Source organism: Altererythrobacter sp. MTPC7 (assembly GCF_042851395.1).
Lineage (GTDB): Bacteria > Pseudomonadota > Alphaproteobacteria > Sphingomonadales > Sphingomonadaceae > CAJXSN01.
Genome location: NZ_BTGS01000005.1, coordinates 200,542 through 214,462, shown reverse-complemented (window position 1 = coordinate 214,462; position 13,921 = coordinate 200,542). Strand labels below are relative to the sequence as shown.

General features: G+C 62.4%; 17 protein-coding genes, 1 tRNA gene and 1 pseudogene. 7 read left to right on the top strand and 12 right to left on the bottom strand.

What is annotated here, in order from left to right; all coding sequences use genetic code 11:
• Positions 1–7 precede the first annotated feature (7 nt).
• Positions 8–736 (top strand): annotated as a pseudogene (locus tag ACGHJ7_RS06510) (aspartate/glutamate racemase family protein).
• 378 nt (positions 737–1,114) lie between these two features.
• Here the strand turns inward: ACGHJ7_RS06510 and ACGHJ7_RS06505 are convergent.
• Positions 1,115–1,189 (bottom strand) — tRNA-Gly (locus tag ACGHJ7_RS06505).
• Positions 1,190–1,446: 257 nt separating this feature from the next.
• Between ACGHJ7_RS06505 and ACGHJ7_RS06500 the strand changes: the two genes are divergently transcribed.
• Both ACGHJ7_RS06500 and ACGHJ7_RS06495 read left to right on the top strand, forming a co-directional pair.
• Entirely contained in the window at positions 1,447–2,358 is a 912-nt protein-coding gene (locus tag ACGHJ7_RS06500; RefSeq protein ID WP_390475622.1) for a tetratricopeptide repeat protein, read from the top strand.
• Positions 2,359–2,373: 15 nt separating this feature from the next.
• Complete coding sequence (locus tag ACGHJ7_RS06495; protein ID WP_390475592.1) at positions 2,374–2,979, top strand: LON peptidase substrate-binding domain-containing protein; 606 nt, start codon at positions 2,374–2,376, stop codon at positions 2,977–2,979.
• 8 nt (positions 2,980–2,987) lie between these two features.
• Here ACGHJ7_RS06495 and ACGHJ7_RS06490 read toward each other — a convergent pair whose 3' ends face one another.
• The 6 genes from ACGHJ7_RS06490 to ACGHJ7_RS06465 all read right to left on the bottom strand — a co-directional run bounded on the left by ACGHJ7_RS06490 (position 2,988) and on the right by ACGHJ7_RS06465 (position 6,897).
• On the bottom strand, positions 2,988–3,611 hold the full coding sequence (locus tag ACGHJ7_RS06490; protein ID WP_390475590.1) for a MarC family protein: 624 nt from the start codon (positions 3,609–3,611) through the stop codon (positions 2,988–2,990).
• Between the two features lie 5 nt (positions 3,612–3,616).
• Complete coding sequence (locus ACGHJ7_RS06485) at positions 3,617–4,342, bottom strand: hypothetical protein (protein WP_390475588.1); 726 nt, start codon at positions 4,340–4,342, stop codon at positions 3,617–3,619.
• A 17-nt stretch (positions 4,343–4,359) separates the two neighbouring features.
• Positions 4,360–5,253: a bifunctional methylenetetrahydrofolate dehydrogenase/methenyltetrahydrofolate cyclohydrolase FolD gene (gene folD / locus ACGHJ7_RS06480; protein WP_390475586.1), complete on the bottom strand. Its 894-nt coding sequence runs from the start codon at positions 5,251–5,253 to the stop codon at positions 4,360–4,362.
• On the bottom strand, positions 5,250–5,549 hold the full coding sequence (locus ACGHJ7_RS06475) for a YggT family protein (protein ID WP_390475584.1): 300 nt from the start codon (positions 5,547–5,549) through the stop codon (positions 5,250–5,252). Before ACGHJ7_RS06475 ends, folD begins: the two co-directional genes overlap by 4 nt.
• Before the next feature lie 92 nt (positions 5,550–5,641).
• Positions 5,642–6,568, bottom strand: coding sequence for an acetylglutamate kinase (gene argB, locus ACGHJ7_RS06470; RefSeq protein ID WP_390475583.1), 927 nt, complete (start codon positions 6,566–6,568; stop codon positions 5,642–5,644).
• Between the two features lie 53 nt (positions 6,569–6,621).
• Positions 6,622–6,897 carry a hypothetical protein gene (locus tag ACGHJ7_RS06465; protein ID WP_390475581.1) on the bottom strand — a complete coding sequence of 92 codons (276 nt, stop codon included), beginning with the start codon at positions 6,895–6,897 and terminating at the stop codon, positions 6,622–6,624.
• A gap of 160 nt (positions 6,898–7,057) precedes the next feature.
• Between ACGHJ7_RS06465 and ACGHJ7_RS06460 the strand changes: the two genes are divergently transcribed.
• On the top strand, positions 7,058–7,726 hold the full coding sequence (locus tag ACGHJ7_RS06460; RefSeq protein WP_390475579.1) for a hypothetical protein: 669 nt from the start codon (positions 7,058–7,060) through the stop codon (positions 7,724–7,726).
• A 79-nt stretch (positions 7,727–7,805) separates the two neighbouring features.
• Complete coding sequence (locus ACGHJ7_RS06455) at positions 7,806–8,285, top strand: thermonuclease family protein (RefSeq protein ID WP_390475577.1); 480 nt, start codon at positions 7,806–7,808, stop codon at positions 8,283–8,285.
• A 277-nt stretch (positions 8,286–8,562) separates the two neighbouring features.
• Here the strand turns inward: ACGHJ7_RS06455 and ACGHJ7_RS06450 are convergent, their stop codons facing one another.
• The 3 genes from ACGHJ7_RS06450 to ACGHJ7_RS06440 form a co-directional block, all read right to left on the bottom strand.
• Complete coding sequence (locus ACGHJ7_RS06450; RefSeq protein WP_390475575.1) at positions 8,563–8,976, bottom strand: hypothetical protein; 414 nt, start codon at positions 8,974–8,976, stop codon at positions 8,563–8,565.
• A gap of 222 nt (positions 8,977–9,198) precedes the next feature.
• Positions 9,199–9,489: a PRC-barrel domain-containing protein gene (locus ACGHJ7_RS06445; protein ID WP_390475573.1), complete on the bottom strand. Its 291-nt coding sequence runs from the start codon at positions 9,487–9,489 to the stop codon at positions 9,199–9,201.
• On the bottom strand, positions 9,486–10,061 hold the full coding sequence (locus ACGHJ7_RS06440) for a hypothetical protein (protein WP_390475571.1): 576 nt from the start codon (positions 10,059–10,061) through the stop codon (positions 9,486–9,488). Before ACGHJ7_RS06440 ends, ACGHJ7_RS06445 begins: the two co-directional genes overlap by 4 nt.
• Before the next feature lie 255 nt (positions 10,062–10,316).
• Between ACGHJ7_RS06440 and ACGHJ7_RS06435 the strand changes: the two genes are divergently transcribed.
• Positions 10,317–10,904, top strand: coding sequence for a thermonuclease family protein (locus ACGHJ7_RS06435; protein ID WP_390475570.1), 588 nt, complete (start codon positions 10,317–10,319; stop codon positions 10,902–10,904).
• Between the two features lie 137 nt (positions 10,905–11,041).
• On the opposite strand, the gene ACGHJ7_RS06430 is transcribed toward ACGHJ7_RS06435, so the two are convergent.
• Both ACGHJ7_RS06430 and ACGHJ7_RS06425 read right to left on the bottom strand, forming a co-directional pair.
• Entirely contained in the window at positions 11,042–12,424 is a 1,383-nt protein-coding gene (locus ACGHJ7_RS06430) for a hypothetical protein (RefSeq protein ID WP_390475568.1), read from the bottom strand.
• A complete protein-coding gene (locus tag ACGHJ7_RS06425; RefSeq protein WP_390475566.1) occupies positions 12,424–13,488 on the bottom strand; it encodes a ribonucleotide-diphosphate reductase subunit beta in 1,065 nt (354 codons plus the stop codon). Before ACGHJ7_RS06425 ends, ACGHJ7_RS06430 begins: the two co-directional genes overlap by 1 nt.
• Before the next feature lie 188 nt (positions 13,489–13,676).
• On the opposite strand from ACGHJ7_RS06425, the gene ACGHJ7_RS06420 reads away from it, so the two are divergent.
• Positions 13,677–13,919: a hypothetical protein gene (locus tag ACGHJ7_RS06420; protein ID WP_390475564.1), complete on the top strand. Its 243-nt coding sequence runs from the start codon at positions 13,677–13,679 to the stop codon at positions 13,917–13,919.
• Positions 13,920–13,921: the final 2 nt, after the last annotated feature.

Genomic DNA, 13,921 nt, shown 5'->3' with positions numbered 1-13,921 from the left:
GTGCGGCATGAAGATGATCGGCCTGATTGGCGGTATGAGTTGGGAGAGTTCCGCCGCGTATTATCGCATTCTCAACGAAGGAATTCGAGACCGGCTTGGATCAACCGCATCGGCCCGCTGCCTTTTGTGGTCCTTCGACTTCTCAGAGATCGAGGAATTCTAGTACAAGGGCGATTGGAAGGGCCTGACGGCGCGAATGGTGGATGCGGCAAAACGCCTTGAAGCGGGCGGTGCGGCCATATTGCTGATTTGTACCAACACCATGCACCGCATGGCAGCAGACGTGCAGACTGCTGTGTGCATACCCCTGCTCCACATCGCCGATCCGACAGCCGCTAATATCAAAGCGGCAGATCTCAAAACAGTCGGGCTGCTTGGTACCGCGTTCACGATGGAGCATGAATTCTACAAAGGACGGCTCGTCGATCGGCATGGCCTAAATGTCGTCGTTCCGGACGAGGATGATCGGGCTACCGTCCATCGCATAATCTACGAGGAACTGGTCAGTGGTAAGGTTTTGCCGGCATCGCGGAATGCCTATTGCGCGGTCATCGAGCGGTTGGACGAGCGCGGCGCCGAGGCGGTGATCTTGGGCTGTACCGAGATCATGCTGTTGGTTCGGCCAGAAGACAGCCCGGTGCCAATCTTCGATACGACTGCCTTACATGCGGCAGCAGCGATTGACGTGGCCTTGGCTGGCAACGACGACCATGCCGCAACTGTTGCCGAGATTTGACGTGACCGGTTTTGGGCAGATTCTACGATCCTATTAACGACCGAAATGGGGTCGCAAGCGGAATGGCAGCTTGGGGCGCTCCGTCACCCGGGAGCCGCCAGTCCGCAACCGGCCCCAATTCCGCCGCTTCAAATGACAAGCGAAGTGGGCAATTAGATTGGATACTTTCACCGACCGCACTCCAAGCTGGGCATACGCCAAGCCAACCCTTGCACCTTGGAATCGGGTGGTTCAGAATGCCGCAATGCAAACGCCAGAGTGCGCCACGAAACTCCGAATTGTGCTTCCCCCGTGCTTCCCCGGAGTAACCGACAGACCGGGGAAGCAGGATCCGCCAACTTGCGATCCGCTTAAGCGGTTCAATTTTCGAAAGAAAAATGGAGCGGGCGAGGCGATTCGAACGCCCGACCCCAACCTTGGCAAGGTTGTGCTCTACCCCTGAGCTACGCCCGCTCACTAGACGCTCCCCGATGACGTTCCGTTCGGCCCGTATCGGTGGGGAAGCGCGCGGTTAGCAGGGGCTTTTGTGCCCGGCAAGCCCTAATTGCATGAAATGCCGATTTGCGGTCCCCGCATGGGCGGACCCGCCCGATTCAATTCGCGCCCACCCCTTCACATCGCGCCGCAATGGTCCACATAGGACCTACGCTAAGCCCCCTTCGCGGGTGGCACGACACTGGATTCGATCAGGGGAATACGCCGTGGCCAGCATGGGTCTCAATCTCGACGAGCAAAAGGCGGTGGACCGCTTCCGCACACAGGTGGTGGAACCGTCCATGACCAAGCTCGTGATTCTCGATTTCTGGGCCGAGTGGTGCGGGCCGTGCAAGGCGCTGACCCCGACGCTGGAGAAAGTCGCCGCGGAATATGCCGACAAGGGCGTGATCCTGGAGAAGGTCAATGTCGATGAAGAACAGTTCATCGCCGGCCAGTTCCAGGTGAAATCGATCCCCACCGTCTATGCGATGTTCCAAGGCCAGCCGGTCGCGGACCTCACCCCGGCCCGCACGGAAAGCCAGCTTAAGGAAGCGCTCGACCAGATCCTGGCGCAGAAACCCATCGGCGATGCAGCGACCGGCGGCGGTCAGCAGCAGCCGGACATCGAGCAGTTCATCACCATGGGCGAACAGGTTCTCGCCGAAGGCGACGCTGAACGCGCGGCAGGTGTTTTCTCGCAGGTTGCCGAAATGGCGCCGACCAGCGCGGCGGCCCATGCCGGGCTCATCCGCGCGCTTGTCGCGGGCGGGAAGGCCGATGCTGCGCAGGCGCATCTTGCTTCGCTGCCGGAAGAGGTTGCCAACGATCCGCTGGTCCAGCAGGCGAAAAGCGCGCTGGAACTTGCCGGAACGCAGGTCGACGACGGCGAACTTGCCATGCTCCGCGCCACTGCTGCGGAAAAGCCGGCCGATATGGATGCGCAATTCGCATTCGCCGAAGCCGCCTATGCCGCCGGTCAGCGCGACGATGCCGCCGATACCCTGCTGGCCATGGTCGAAAGCGACCGCGAATGGAACGAGGGCGCGGCCCGCACGAAGCTGCTGCAGATTTTCGAGGCGGTCGGCCTTGAGGACGAATGGGTCGTCTCGACGCGGCGACGCCTGTCCAAGATCCTGTTCGGATAAGCGGGGCCCCTGCTTTTGCGCCTCTCCATCTTCCCCCTGCCCGGTGCGATCCTGTTCCCGGGGCTGCAATTGCCCCTCCACATCTTCGAGCCGCGCTACCGCGCCCTGATCGGCGATGCGCTGGCGCGCGACCGGCGCATCGGGATGATCCAGCCGCAGGAGCCGCGCGAGGGCGCGCCACTCTACAAGGTCGGCTGCATCGGGAAGATCGAGGAGATCGAGGCGCTGGATGACGGGCGTTACAACCTCATACTGACCGGCGAGACCCGGTTCCGCCTGATCGAGGAACGCGAGGTCGAAACCGCCTTTCGCCAAGTGGAGGCAGAACCCATCGCCGACGACGGCGACGAAGTCCTTGCCGCGGTAGAGCGTGCGGGCTTCGAACGGGAAGCGCGGCGATTTGCCGATGCGCAGGGCTACAAGGTCGACTGGGACAATGTGGAGCGGCTGGACGACCAGTCGCTCATCAACGGGGTGTCACAGATTGCGCCCTTCGATCCGGCCTCGAAACAGGCCCTGCTGGAAGCGCCCGACCTGGCGGCGCGTTGCGAGTTGCTGATCCAGCTGATGTATTTCTACGGCCGCACCGATGGCGAGGACGACAAGGTCACCTTGCAGTAAGGCCGGGCTCAGATCCCGAAGCTGCCCCTGATACCGTCGATCACATATTGCGCGGCAAGTGCGGCCAGCAGCACGCCGAGAAGCCGCGTGATCGCAGCTTCCACCTTGTCGCCCAGCAGCCGCATCAGCGGGCCCGCCGCGATCAGCGCACCCAGCGTCAGCACCAGCACGGTGGCCAGCGCGCCCAGCACGACCATCGTGCCGCTCAGCCCGTCCGCCTCGTTCGTCAGCAACATGATGGCGGCAATCGCGCCCGGTCCGGCCAGCATCGGCATCGCCATCGGGAAGACCGAGACATCCTCCACCTCGGGCGTCGCGCGCACGCGGTCGGCACGTTCCTCGCGCCGCTGCGTGCGTTTCTCGAACACCATCTCGAACGCGATCCAGAACAGCATCAGCCCGCCAGCGATCCGGAAACTGTCGAGTTCGATATGCAGCGCACCGAGCAATTCCTCGCCAAAGGCTGCAAAGCCGACAAGGATCGCCGCGGCAATCAGCACGGCGCGGGTCGCCATGATCCGCCGCGCGCGGGCATCGGCGGCATGGGTCAGCCCGGCATAGATCGGCGCGCAACCGGGCGGATCGATGACCACGAACAGGGTCACGAATGCGGAGATGAAGAGATCGACCATCCCGCCTAGCACCTTTCATCCGTCGGCACGGCAAGCTCCAGCGCCTGCGTCCACTGCGCGTTTTCGAGGTACCATGCGGTCTGCGTGCGCACCCCGTCCGCCTCGTCGCAATAGGTTCGCAGCGTATAGTCGGACGAAGTCATGGCGCCTTTCCTGCTCGCCCCGGATTGCATTGCAGGATTGAGCACCGGTCCCTCGGTCGATGGAATGCATTCCGACACGATCCCTTCGACGGTCGGCGTTCCCTCGACGACGATTGCGCCGTCGTCGGGGTCGGCGTCACGCGCTGCGACCAGCCTGCGCTCGGCTGCCGCATCGCGTATCATGTCGTGCGCGATCCAGCGATAGCTGCGGTCGGTCTGCCATTGCCACGTGGTGACGTAGGTTCCCGCCTCGCCCTGCGGCGTCTCGAACTGCCCGCGCGTGATGGCCAGTGTTCCGTCGCAGCTGATCCAGACCGTCTTGGTATCGTAGACGCTCGCCAGCGCCATGCTCGGCTCGCTTGCACCCATGGCAGCGAATTCCCGCCGTGCGTCCGCAGTGCCGTCCTCGCGTACGGAGCGGGCGAAGGCCATTTCTGCCGCGACCACCACGCTCGGCTGCGCCTTGCCCGGTGCATTGCTCAGCATCCGGTCGATGCGCTGTATTTCGGCCTTGCCCGGTCGCGGTGGGCCGGAAGCGCAGCCGGCAAGGGAAGCAATGGCGACAGCCAAGATTGCGAATGTGCGCATGACAGAGCCCGGCCCGGTCAGAGACCGCCGAGCACCTCCATCCCCTCGCGCCGGTGAGCGGCAACGACGGTATTCCTCAGCAGGACCGCGATCGTCATCGGCCCGACCCCGCCCGGCACGGGAGTGATCGCCCCGGCCTTCTGCGAGGCCCCGGCGAAATCCACGTCGCCGACAAGGCGCCCCTTTTCCGCGCCCGGTTCGGGCGACAGCCGGTTGATGCCGACATCGATTACCGTCGCGCCTTCCTTCAGCCAGTCGGCCTTGACCATCTCTGCGCGGCCGACCGCTGCCACGACGATATCGGCGCGGCCGACGACCTCCGGCAGGTTCTTGGTGCGGCTGTGCGCAATCGTGACGGTTGCATTCGCATCCAGCAGCAATTGCGCCATCGGCTTGCCCACCAGGATGGAGCGTCCGATGACGACCGCGTCCATGCCCGACAGGTCGCCCAATTGGTCCTTCAGCAGCATCAGGCTGCCGAGCGGGGTGCACGGAACCAGCCCGGCCTGCCCCAGGGCCAGCTGACCGGTGCTGACCGGGGTCAGCCCGTCCACATCCTTTGCCGGCGAGATCCGGTCGACCACCGCTTGTTCGTCGAGATGTTTGGGCAGGGGCAACTGGACCAGGATACCGTCCACGGACGGATCGGCGTTCAGTTCGTCGACCTTCGCCAGCAGCAGCTCCTGCGAGGTGCTTTCCGGCATCCGGTGCTCGAAGCTTTCCATGCCTGCCGCGATGGTCGCCTTGCCCTTGGACCGGACATAGACCTGGCTTGCCGGATCCTCGCCCACCAGCACCACGGCGAGGCCTGCCTTGCGGCCCGCTTTCTCTTCGAACTCGGCCGCGACCTTCGCCACCCGCTCGCGCAGGCCGGCCGCGAAAGCCTTCCCGTCGATGATCCGCGCGGTCATACGACGGACCGCGCAACGCCGGTCAGGACGATCATCAGAACCTGAAGCAGGATGATCAGCACCAGGGGCGAGAAATCGATCGCACCCGCGCTGGGTATCAGCCGGCGGATCGGGGCCAGGATCGGCTCCAGCAAGGCGTTGATGGAGCGGTAGACCGAGGCCATGAACTCGTTCGACTGGTTGATGACGTTGAATGCGAACAGCAGCCCGATGACGAACTGGATGATGACCAGCGTGATGAGCGCCGTGGTCAACAGGTCGACGATCTGGATCAGGGTGAACAGGAGGTTGGACATGGTCGCCTTTCAGGCCGGTAGGAGTAGCGCCGATCTAGCGTCGGCGCACAGGTGTATCAACAAACTAATACGCATGGACGGCGGCGCAAGGCTCAATCGCCGGCATCCCCGCCGGGTGCCGCAAGGCTGATGAGCGTACCGGCCCCGCGCGAGGTGAAGAATTCCAGCAACATGGCGTGCGGAACCCGCCCGTCGAGAACGACCGCCGCCTCGCACCCGGCCTCCACCGCGGCGGTGCAGGTTTCCAGCTTCGGGATCATCCCGCCCGAAATCGTGCCGTCCTGCCGCAGCGCGGCGATCCTTTCCGGCGTCAGGTCGGTCATGAGCGCCCCTTCCTTGTCCAGCACGCCCGGCACGTCGGTCAGCAGCAGCAAGCGCGCCGCACCCAGGGCAGAGGCAATCGCACCGGCCATCGTATCGGCGTTGATGTTGTAGGTTTCCCCGTCCTCGCCCCGTCCGATCGGTGCCACGATCGGTATCATGCCCGCCGCGCTCGCCGTCTGGAGGATGGTGGTGTCGACATGGGTCGGTTCCCCGACGAAGCCCAGGTCCAGCACCTGCTCGATCTGGCTGTCGGGGTCTCTGGTCGTGCGCTCCAGCTTGGTCGCGGTGACGAGACCGCCATCCTTGCCCGAAATGCCCATCGCCTTGCCGCCGGCGCTCGCGATCCAGCTGACGAGCTGTTTGTTGATCGCGCCCGACAACACCATTTCGGCGACTTCCGCCGTCGCCTGGTCGGTTACGCGAAGGCCATCGACGAAGGTGCTTTCCACCCCCAGCCGTTTCAGCATGTCACCGATCTGCGGACCGCCGCCATGTACGACGACCGGGTTGATGCCGACCGCCTTCAGCAGGACGATGTCCTCGGCAAATTCGCGGGCGGCCTTCGCATCGCCCATGGCATGGCCGCCATATTTCACCACGAAGGTACGCCCGGCATAACGCTGGAAATAGGGCAGGGCCTCGATGAGGACCTGTGTCTTGGCCAGCGTTCCGGGCGATGCGCTCTTGTCGGTCATGCGCCGCGCCTAGCGCAAGCGCAGCCGACTGGAAAGCGGCTGCGCCTGCGTAGTTATTCGCCTTCGGTCGGCGTCGTCATCATCGGTTCGGCCGTATCGCCGGCTTCGGCGCCGTTCACCTGTTCGGCCGCCTCGTCCATGTCGGTGGCGTCGAGATCGGTATTGAGGCGTTCCTCCGTCGTGGTGATGTCCGCATCGGTGACGGTGAAGTCGTCCTCGTCGCCATCGGCATTGAAGACGAAGATGATCAGCACCACTGCCAGCAGGACGAGCGCGCCGACCCAGAACCAGCGGGTGGACGGCTTTGAATCGGGGACGGGATCGGTCATCGAATATTCTCCTGTTGCACGCGCATTTGCAAACGCGCTTCCTTCATCCAACATCCTGTTCGCCAAGCCGTTCCGCATTCGTCCACGCGTCCGGCCTTCCCTGGACCGCTGCGACGCGAAGCGATTGCCGCCGCGCATGCGCTTTGCCATGAGGGCGGTCATGACCCTTTACGTCCCGCGCATCGCCATCCTCCCCGCTCTCGCCGTGATCCTGCTGGCAGGCTGCGAGCACGCGTCCTCCGGGCCGTCTGGCGTAGCAGAGACGCCGCAGGATGCGTTCTTCGCCAATCTCGCCAGCCATTGCGGCAAGGCATATTCGGGCGCGCTGGTCAGCAACGATGCCGCCGATAGCGACCTCGCGGGCGCTAAGATGGTGATGCATGTCCGCGACTGCTCGGCGAACCGCATCGCCGTGCCGTTCCACATCCGCCCGGCCGGTGCCGAGTGGGACCGCAGCCGCACCTGGGTGTTTACCCGAACGCCCGGAGGCCTGCGCCTGAAGCACGACCACCGCCACGAGGATGGCGAGCCCGATGCTGTCACCCTGTATGGCGGCGACACCGCCACCCCCGGCAGCGCCACCGCGCAGGCCTTCCCGGTGGACGAGGAAAGCGTCGCGCTCTTCCTGACCGAGGGGCTGGACGCCTCGGTCACCAATGTCTGGTCGGTCGAGGTCGACCCCGCCGGCACAGCGGGCGGGCAGTTCGCCTACCAGCTGCGCCGCACGGTCGAAGGCGGCGCGCCCGCACCGCGCCTCTTCCGCGCCGAGTTCGATTTTGAGGACGAGGTTTCCCCGCCCCCGGCGCCGTGGGGCTTCGAAGGCTCCTGACCCCTCGCCCACAGTCCGCCGCGTGAGCCGCCGCCACCAACCCCCACGCTTCGATGCAAGGTGGCATGCGAAGCGGCGCTTGACCGCATGGTGGCATACGGTCCGCCTGCCGCTGGTGCTTGCCGCGATACTGGCAGCGAGCTGGCTGCTCACCCGCACGACCACCCCCGCGCCCGATCCGCAGGCCCTGCCGCAGCGCTTCGTCCTGTGCGGTGGGGGTAGTGCGAGCGCCTGCGTCATCGACGGCGACACCATCGCCCTTGGCCCTTTCGAGCAGCGGCGGCGCGTGCGCCTGACCGGGTTCGACGCCCCGGAAATGAACGCCGCCTGCGCGGGCGAGCGGGAGGCGGCGCAGAGGGCGCGGTTCGCATTGCTGGCATGGCTCAATGCCGAGCGCGCCTTTGTCGATGGCGGGGAGCAGCCGCCGCGCGACCGCTATGGCCGCGAACTGCGCGCCGCATCGCGGGCCGATGGAAGCCTGCTGGCGGATGTCATGATCGACAGCGGCCTGGCGCAAGGGTCCGGCTGGGGCGCGGCGGCTATCGACTGGTGCGCCTGACCCCCGACCGGCCGGCGAACGCGTCCAACATGGCACAATTGGATTGGCGCCGCCGATCTCCTTTTCGGAAAGCCCACCGGCAGGCCACTTTTCGCAGGCCCAGGGTGACAGATGTGACAGGACGCCGCAGACCGTCATCCGGCGCAAAGCCGCCGGTGGAGCGGCTTTCGGGTCCCCGACCCGCCCATCGCAAAACAGGGCAGCGCGCACGAATATGTCGCGCGAGTTTCCGGAGATTTCCTACAGCGCGGCCAGGCTCAAACCCGTGCCGCGCAGACTAGCCCTCCGGCCCGGACTCGCGTCCGCCGACGATGCCATAGCCTTCGACGGCATCCTGCTCGACATGACCGCGGTGATACATGTCCATGTAGATCGTGCGCTCGGCCGGCTCGCTGCCTGAGCAAACGACCTCGTAGCCATCCATGATATTGCCGTAAGGCGAATTGCCGAACGATCCGAGGCGCGAGAACTCCGGCGCCTTCAGATCGGCGCAGCGCAGGCGCGACAGATAGGCGCGCTGGCCCCGCGGCATCTCGGCCCGGACCGGATTGGCCATGGAACCGAGCGGCTGGGCCGACGCGTCCTGGACGGCAGCGTCCAGCGCCGCACCGCTGACTGCGGATTCCCCGGCCATCATCGCAGCCAACCTATCCGACTGGCTGGCACTGCCGGTAGCACATCCTCCCAGCATGATCGCCGGGCCAAGCAAAATCGCGTATCGTCGCATGATATCATCCCCCCTCGAAGACGCGATCGTGCCCTGACGAGGTCCGCAGCACAACCCGCCGAATCCGAGCGACATCGCGCGCGGCAGGAAATCGATTATCCGCCAATACGAAAGGGGCGCGCCTTGCAGCACGCCCCTCCTGTCTCGCGTTCGATCGCCGTATGGGCGACCGGAAGAACTTACGCCTCAGCTATGGCGGCGCACCTTGCGATATTCGACCGGCGAAGCGGCATGGTCGTCCGTGTAAATGACGTGATCGTCCCTGATGTCGAGATGCTCGACACCGACGAGGCGGCCATCTTCCATGCGCACGGCGAGTACGTGCTCGTTATCCTTGTCGACCAGCATGTCGTCGATCTTGCCGTATTCCTCGCCAGTAATCGAGCGGACGGGATAGCCACGAATGTCCTGGTCTTCGTTGACGAGTTGCCAGTCGGAAAGACCGTGCAGGCTCTTGAATCGATCGTCGGTTTTCATCGCGGGTTTACTCCACCATCTTGAACATTGACGCGCGCGGCGCGGATGTAGGCGTCGCTGCCGCCTTCCATGTCGTCTTGTACCGATTGCGGCATGCTGGACAGGTCCAGCCGCCGAACGGTACCGGCCAGCGATACGGTCGAGCCGGGATTGACGTCGATCAGGCCTTCGCGGGCCGTATCGGGCGTCTGCACTTCGTCGAAGCGCACCAGCGTTTCGTTATCGCCTTCGCCAATGGTGAAGGCCATGTCGCCGATCACGCGGTTGACGGCCACGGTGTCCAGTTCGACTTCATTGCCGATCCGGTCGCCGAGCGATGACAGCGCGGCAAGCGTCGTTACCGCACCGCCCGCGGCAGCGGCCGCACCGGTGTCGGTATCTGCATCGGCCGCATCGGCGTCGGTGCCCGGCGCGTCGAGCGTCAGATCGTCCTCTTCAACGATCGGGCCGTCGGTCGTGACCTCCGCCATATCGTTGTCCAACATGTCGGGCGTATCGTCGTCATTGTCGAAGATCGCCCACAGAAGGGCCGCGATGCCTGCCAGCAGCAAGAGCCACCAGAACCAGGCCATCCCCCCCGATTTTTTCTCTACCGGAATTTCTGCCATAATTTCCCCACCTTCTGCGCGGGCAGGTTCGCCCGCACGAGAACAGCGGGTTCAGGCACTTAAAGTTCCGTTGATAAATGACACATGCGGCGCAGTAAGGGGCATCCGCCCAAAGCGGCGTGTCGGTGCTCATCCGACAGGATGAAGCAGATCGCGCGCGCGATTGGAAAACGGATTCTACGGGCGAACCCTTAACCGCTCGAAAGCGACAGGGCGGCTATGACAGGCACCATGCCTTCCGTCATACCCTTCCGCCGCCCGCCTGCCCGCCGCAAATCCGGGCGAGGCCGGGGAAAAGGTGGCGCGCAAGGGCGCTCGGCCCTCGGTTTCCCGCTGATCGTGGCGGCGCTGTTCCTCGGCGTGTTCACGGCGGTGTTCGCCTGGAACGGCCAGGGTCCGGAGGGGCAGGCGGCCACGCCCGTAGACGTGCAGGGCGGGTCGCCGCCCGGCCGGACGGTCACCGCCTTCTTCAATCCGTGCATCGGCGGGTCGCGGACGACCTGCGTGGTGGACGGCGACACGATCTGGGCCGAGGGGACGAAGATCCGCATGGCCGATTACAACACGCCCGAAACCGGCAGCCCCGGCTGCGAAAGCGAACGCGAACTGGGGGAGCGCGCTACGGCCAGGCTGACCGAACTGCTCAATTCCGGAGAGGTGACGCTACACGCCGAAGGCGGCCGCGACACCGACCAATATGGCCGGGCCCTGCGCGTGGTAAGGGTGGATGGCCGCAGCGTCGGCGATACGCTGGTTGCGGAAGGACTGGCGCATGAATGGGAAGGCTATCGGCGGGAGTGGTGTTGAGGGGAAAGAGGCCGGTTCCGGCGAAGCCATTACGAGGCCGCTCCGCTTCGTTACCCGGACAATCTTTACTTTTTACGATCAGCAAACTTCGCTTTAAATAATTCAAGAAAGCAGGTTACTCTTTTAGCTCGCGCAACTTATGATCTTGGCATAAATCCGGCGAGCTGTGCATGGCGTTTCATAGTTTCCCGAACTGCATCGCGTATTGAGGACGGTCTTGTGTTTTCGGTCGAATATGCCTTAATTTCAACGATGAAATCGCTGTTATCAACGCTGTCTTCGATGAAAACATCCGCACGAACCTTCGAGTGCGGCGATACTATACTCTTTTCATGCTGCGCCTGAAGACCTAATTTGTTTAAAGTATGAGCAAGTCGACGACCTATTTTAGTTGGGTCGCGCGTTACTGTTTGATACCAATCCTTTGCTTCAGTCGCTCGCTTAGAGGTTCTTTCTTTCAACGGAGCGTATTTGACACTTCCCCAGTTTCCCGCAACGATATTGAAAAAGTGAGTGCTTTTGAAATGACCGAGATAGCTTGCAGCAATATTTGGTGACTTTTCGTCCAAGTCTTTACAGACATCTTTTAGATCGGCTGCTTGAATGGGCACAAGCCTCAAGTCGTAGTACAATCGCGCTCGATTGTAGGCATGCAAGGGCAAACTGGATTTGTCGTCATCGCTTAGTTCTCGATACCAAGAATCCCAATCTAGTTTGTACCCACGCTGGGCATCTACGAACTGGTGTATTCTCGCTATGCGGGTCGAGTCAGTGACTGGCCAGAGCATGATGACTTTATATCGCGAGAGGTCCTTGAGCCCTGGAGTTTCCTTATAGAGGTTCTTCCCAACTACCTCGATTGCTGTACCCAGTGAGTTAGCGTCAATTGCTGACTTCTCAATGTCTCCCCTGAGAACATCGTAATCAGAAAGCTTTCGAGATTCGTTATGAAACGAAAATGTCTCTTCGATAATATCTGCCCATTCCTCTTTCGGTGGGCCGTTTATTTCGAATCCTGAACTCTGTAGTACCCTCCTGTTTCGAGAAGTCGCTTGCTCAAGCGAGCTTTGAAAATCTTGATCAGTGGTCAACCAGAGAAAAAGAACTTTAAAAGAATTCGCTCTATCTCTATCAAGGCGTGAAATGGTTTCGACGAATGCAGTTGGCACATCTTCTCGTCGAGCAACATCTTCCTCATATTGATCAACGACACATACCAAGGATTTATGAGGGTTGTGCTGGCGCTCGTAATTAAGCCGCTTAACTAGCTCAAAGCGATCTCGGATTTCTTCATCAGTAAGCTGAAAGACATGCACCTCGGGCAGATGAGTGTTCAATTCTAACGATGCAGATGTCTTCCCAATACCAGAATCTCCAAAGATTGGTAAGAAGCGCACGCCACCACTTCTAGCCATGGATGCGAAAGCTCGCTGCGTCTCCTGGATCAATGCTTTATTCGGCTGCAGGCGACCGCGGAATGAATGATCGAGATCCTCGTATCTAGAAGGTAAAGAAACCATCACTCCGCCGCCACACTCCCGCTCTCATCCCCGAACAGACACGGACCGTCATCCGCGGCCTCGTCTTCGGCGTTGGCGGCTTTGCCTGCGCCTTTGCGCTTGTCGAAGGTGCTCCACACGTCCTGCCAGTTGCCCTTCGTCGCGCCCTTGGAATATTCGGTCGCGCGCTGTTCGAAGAAGTTGGCGTGCTCCACGCCGTTCAGCAGCGGGGCGAGCCAGGGCAGGGGGTGGTCTTCCACCATGTAGATCGGCTGCAGGCCCAGCTGGCCCAGGCGCCAGTCGGCGATATAGCGGATGTATTTCTTGATTTCCTTGGGCGTCATGCCGCTGACGGGGCCCATCTCGAACGCCAGGTCGATGAAGTTGTCCTCCAGCCGGACGGACTTCTGGCAGATGTCGATGATGTCTTCCTTCACCGCCTTGGTATAGCAGTCCCGCTCGCGCACGAATTCGTGGAACAGCTTGATGATGCCTTCGCAGTGCAGGCTTTCATCGCGGACCGACCAGCTCACGATCTGGCCCATGCCCTTCATCTTGTTGAAGCGCGGGAAGTTCATCAGCATGGCGAAGCTGGCGAACAGCTGCATCCCTTCGGTGAAACCCCCGAAGGCCGCCAGCGTGCGGGCGATATCCTCGTCCGTGTCGACGCCGAAGATCTGCAGGTAGTCGTGCTTGTCCTTCATCTCCTCGTATTCGAGGAAGGCGCTGTATTCGCTTTCGGGCATGCCGATCGTGTCGAGCAGGTGGGAATAGGCCGCGATGTGGACCGTTTCCATGTTGCTGAACGCGGTCAGCATCATCTTGACCTCGGTCGGCTTGAACACGCGGGCATATTTGTCGTGGTAGCAATCCTGCACCTCGACATCGGCCTGCGTGAAGAAGCGGAAGATCTGGGTGAGCAGGTTGCGCTCGTGCTCGGAAATCTTCTGCGCCCAGTCGCGGCAATCCTCGCCCAGCGGCACCTCTTCCGGCATCCAATGGACCTGCTGCTGCAGTTTCCAGAAATCATAGGCCCACGGATACTCGAAGGGTTTGTAGGTCTTGCGGGCTTCGAGCAACGACATCTTGTATCTCCGTGGGATTGGGCGTGGTCTATCTTGTTACAGAATCATAGCGGTGATTCGATAGCAAGCCTGACCAAAGGGTCGGGGATAAGACCGGTGATACTGCCGACCCCGGACCAAAGCGGGTGGGAACGGCAGGGGCGCGGGACCCGTTCTTACCTGTGTACACGCACAATATAGGAACGGCCATGACCAAGAACACCACCGAGCACGACCAGCGCGACGTTGCGCTGGAGCCCTCCACCAATCCGATCGAACCGACCCGCACCGGCCCCGAGGTCGAGAAACGCCGGGGCGAGGACCAGGACGCCGAATTGCGCGATAACGCCATGGGCAAGGAGACGACCGATGCCGAGGTCGACGGCGCGCAGGTCGGCTATGGCAACAGCCGAACCGAACACGGCAAGCGCGAGCAGGACGCGGCGAAATAAGG

Bases quoted from the DNA above. Each gene is read 5' to 3' on its own strand.
- ACGHJ7_RS06425 (WP_390475566.1), bottom strand. From the start codon at position 13,488: ATGTCGTTGCTCGAAGCCCGCAAGACCTACAAACCCTTCGAGTATCCG.
- argB (WP_390475583.1), bottom strand. From the start codon at position 6,568: ATGACCGACAAGAGCGCATCGCCCGGAACGCTGGCCAAGACACAGGTC.
- ACGHJ7_RS06485 (WP_390475588.1), bottom strand. From the start codon at position 4,342: ATGCGCACATTCGCAATCTTGGCTGTCGCCATTGCTTCCCTTGCCGGC.
- ACGHJ7_RS06500 (WP_390475622.1), top strand. From the start codon at position 1,447: ATGGGTCTCAATCTCGACGAGCAAAAGGCGGTGGACCGCTTCCGCACA.
- ACGHJ7_RS06465 (WP_390475581.1), bottom strand. From the start codon at position 6,897: ATGACCGATCCCGTCCCCGATTCAAAGCCGTCCACCCGCTGGTTCTGG.
- ACGHJ7_RS06435 (WP_390475570.1), top strand. From the start codon at position 10,317: ATGACAGGCACCATGCCTTCCGTCATACCCTTCCGCCGCCCGCCTGCC.
- ACGHJ7_RS06440 (WP_390475571.1), bottom strand. From the start codon at position 10,061: ATGGCCTGGTTCTGGTGGCTCTTGCTGCTGGCAGGCATCGCGGCCCTT.
- folD (WP_390475586.1), bottom strand. From the start codon at position 5,253: ATGACCGCGCGGATCATCGACGGGAAGGCTTTCGCGGCCGGCCTGCGC.
- ACGHJ7_RS06475 (WP_390475584.1), bottom strand. From the start codon at position 5,549: ATGTCCAACCTCCTGTTCACCCTGATCCAGATCGTCGACCTGTTGACC.
- ACGHJ7_RS06450 (WP_390475575.1), bottom strand. From the start codon at position 8,976: ATGCTGGGAGGATGTGCTACCGGCAGTGCCAGCCAGTCGGATAGGTTG.
- ACGHJ7_RS06460 (WP_390475579.1), top strand. From the start codon at position 7,058: ATGACCCTTTACGTCCCGCGCATCGCCATCCTCCCCGCTCTCGCCGTG.
- ACGHJ7_RS06490 (WP_390475590.1), bottom strand. From the start codon at position 3,611: ATGGTCGATCTCTTCATCTCCGCATTCGTGACCCTGTTCGTGGTCATC.
- ACGHJ7_RS06445 (WP_390475573.1), bottom strand. From the start codon at position 9,489: ATGAAAACCGACGATCGATTCAAGAGCCTGCACGGTCTTTCCGACTGG.
- ACGHJ7_RS06420 (WP_390475564.1), top strand. From the start codon at position 13,677: ATGACCAAGAACACCACCGAGCACGACCAGCGCGACGTTGCGCTGGAG.
- ACGHJ7_RS06430 (WP_390475568.1), bottom strand. From the start codon at position 12,424: ATGGTTTCTTTACCTTCTAGATACGAGGATCTCGATCATTCATTCCGC.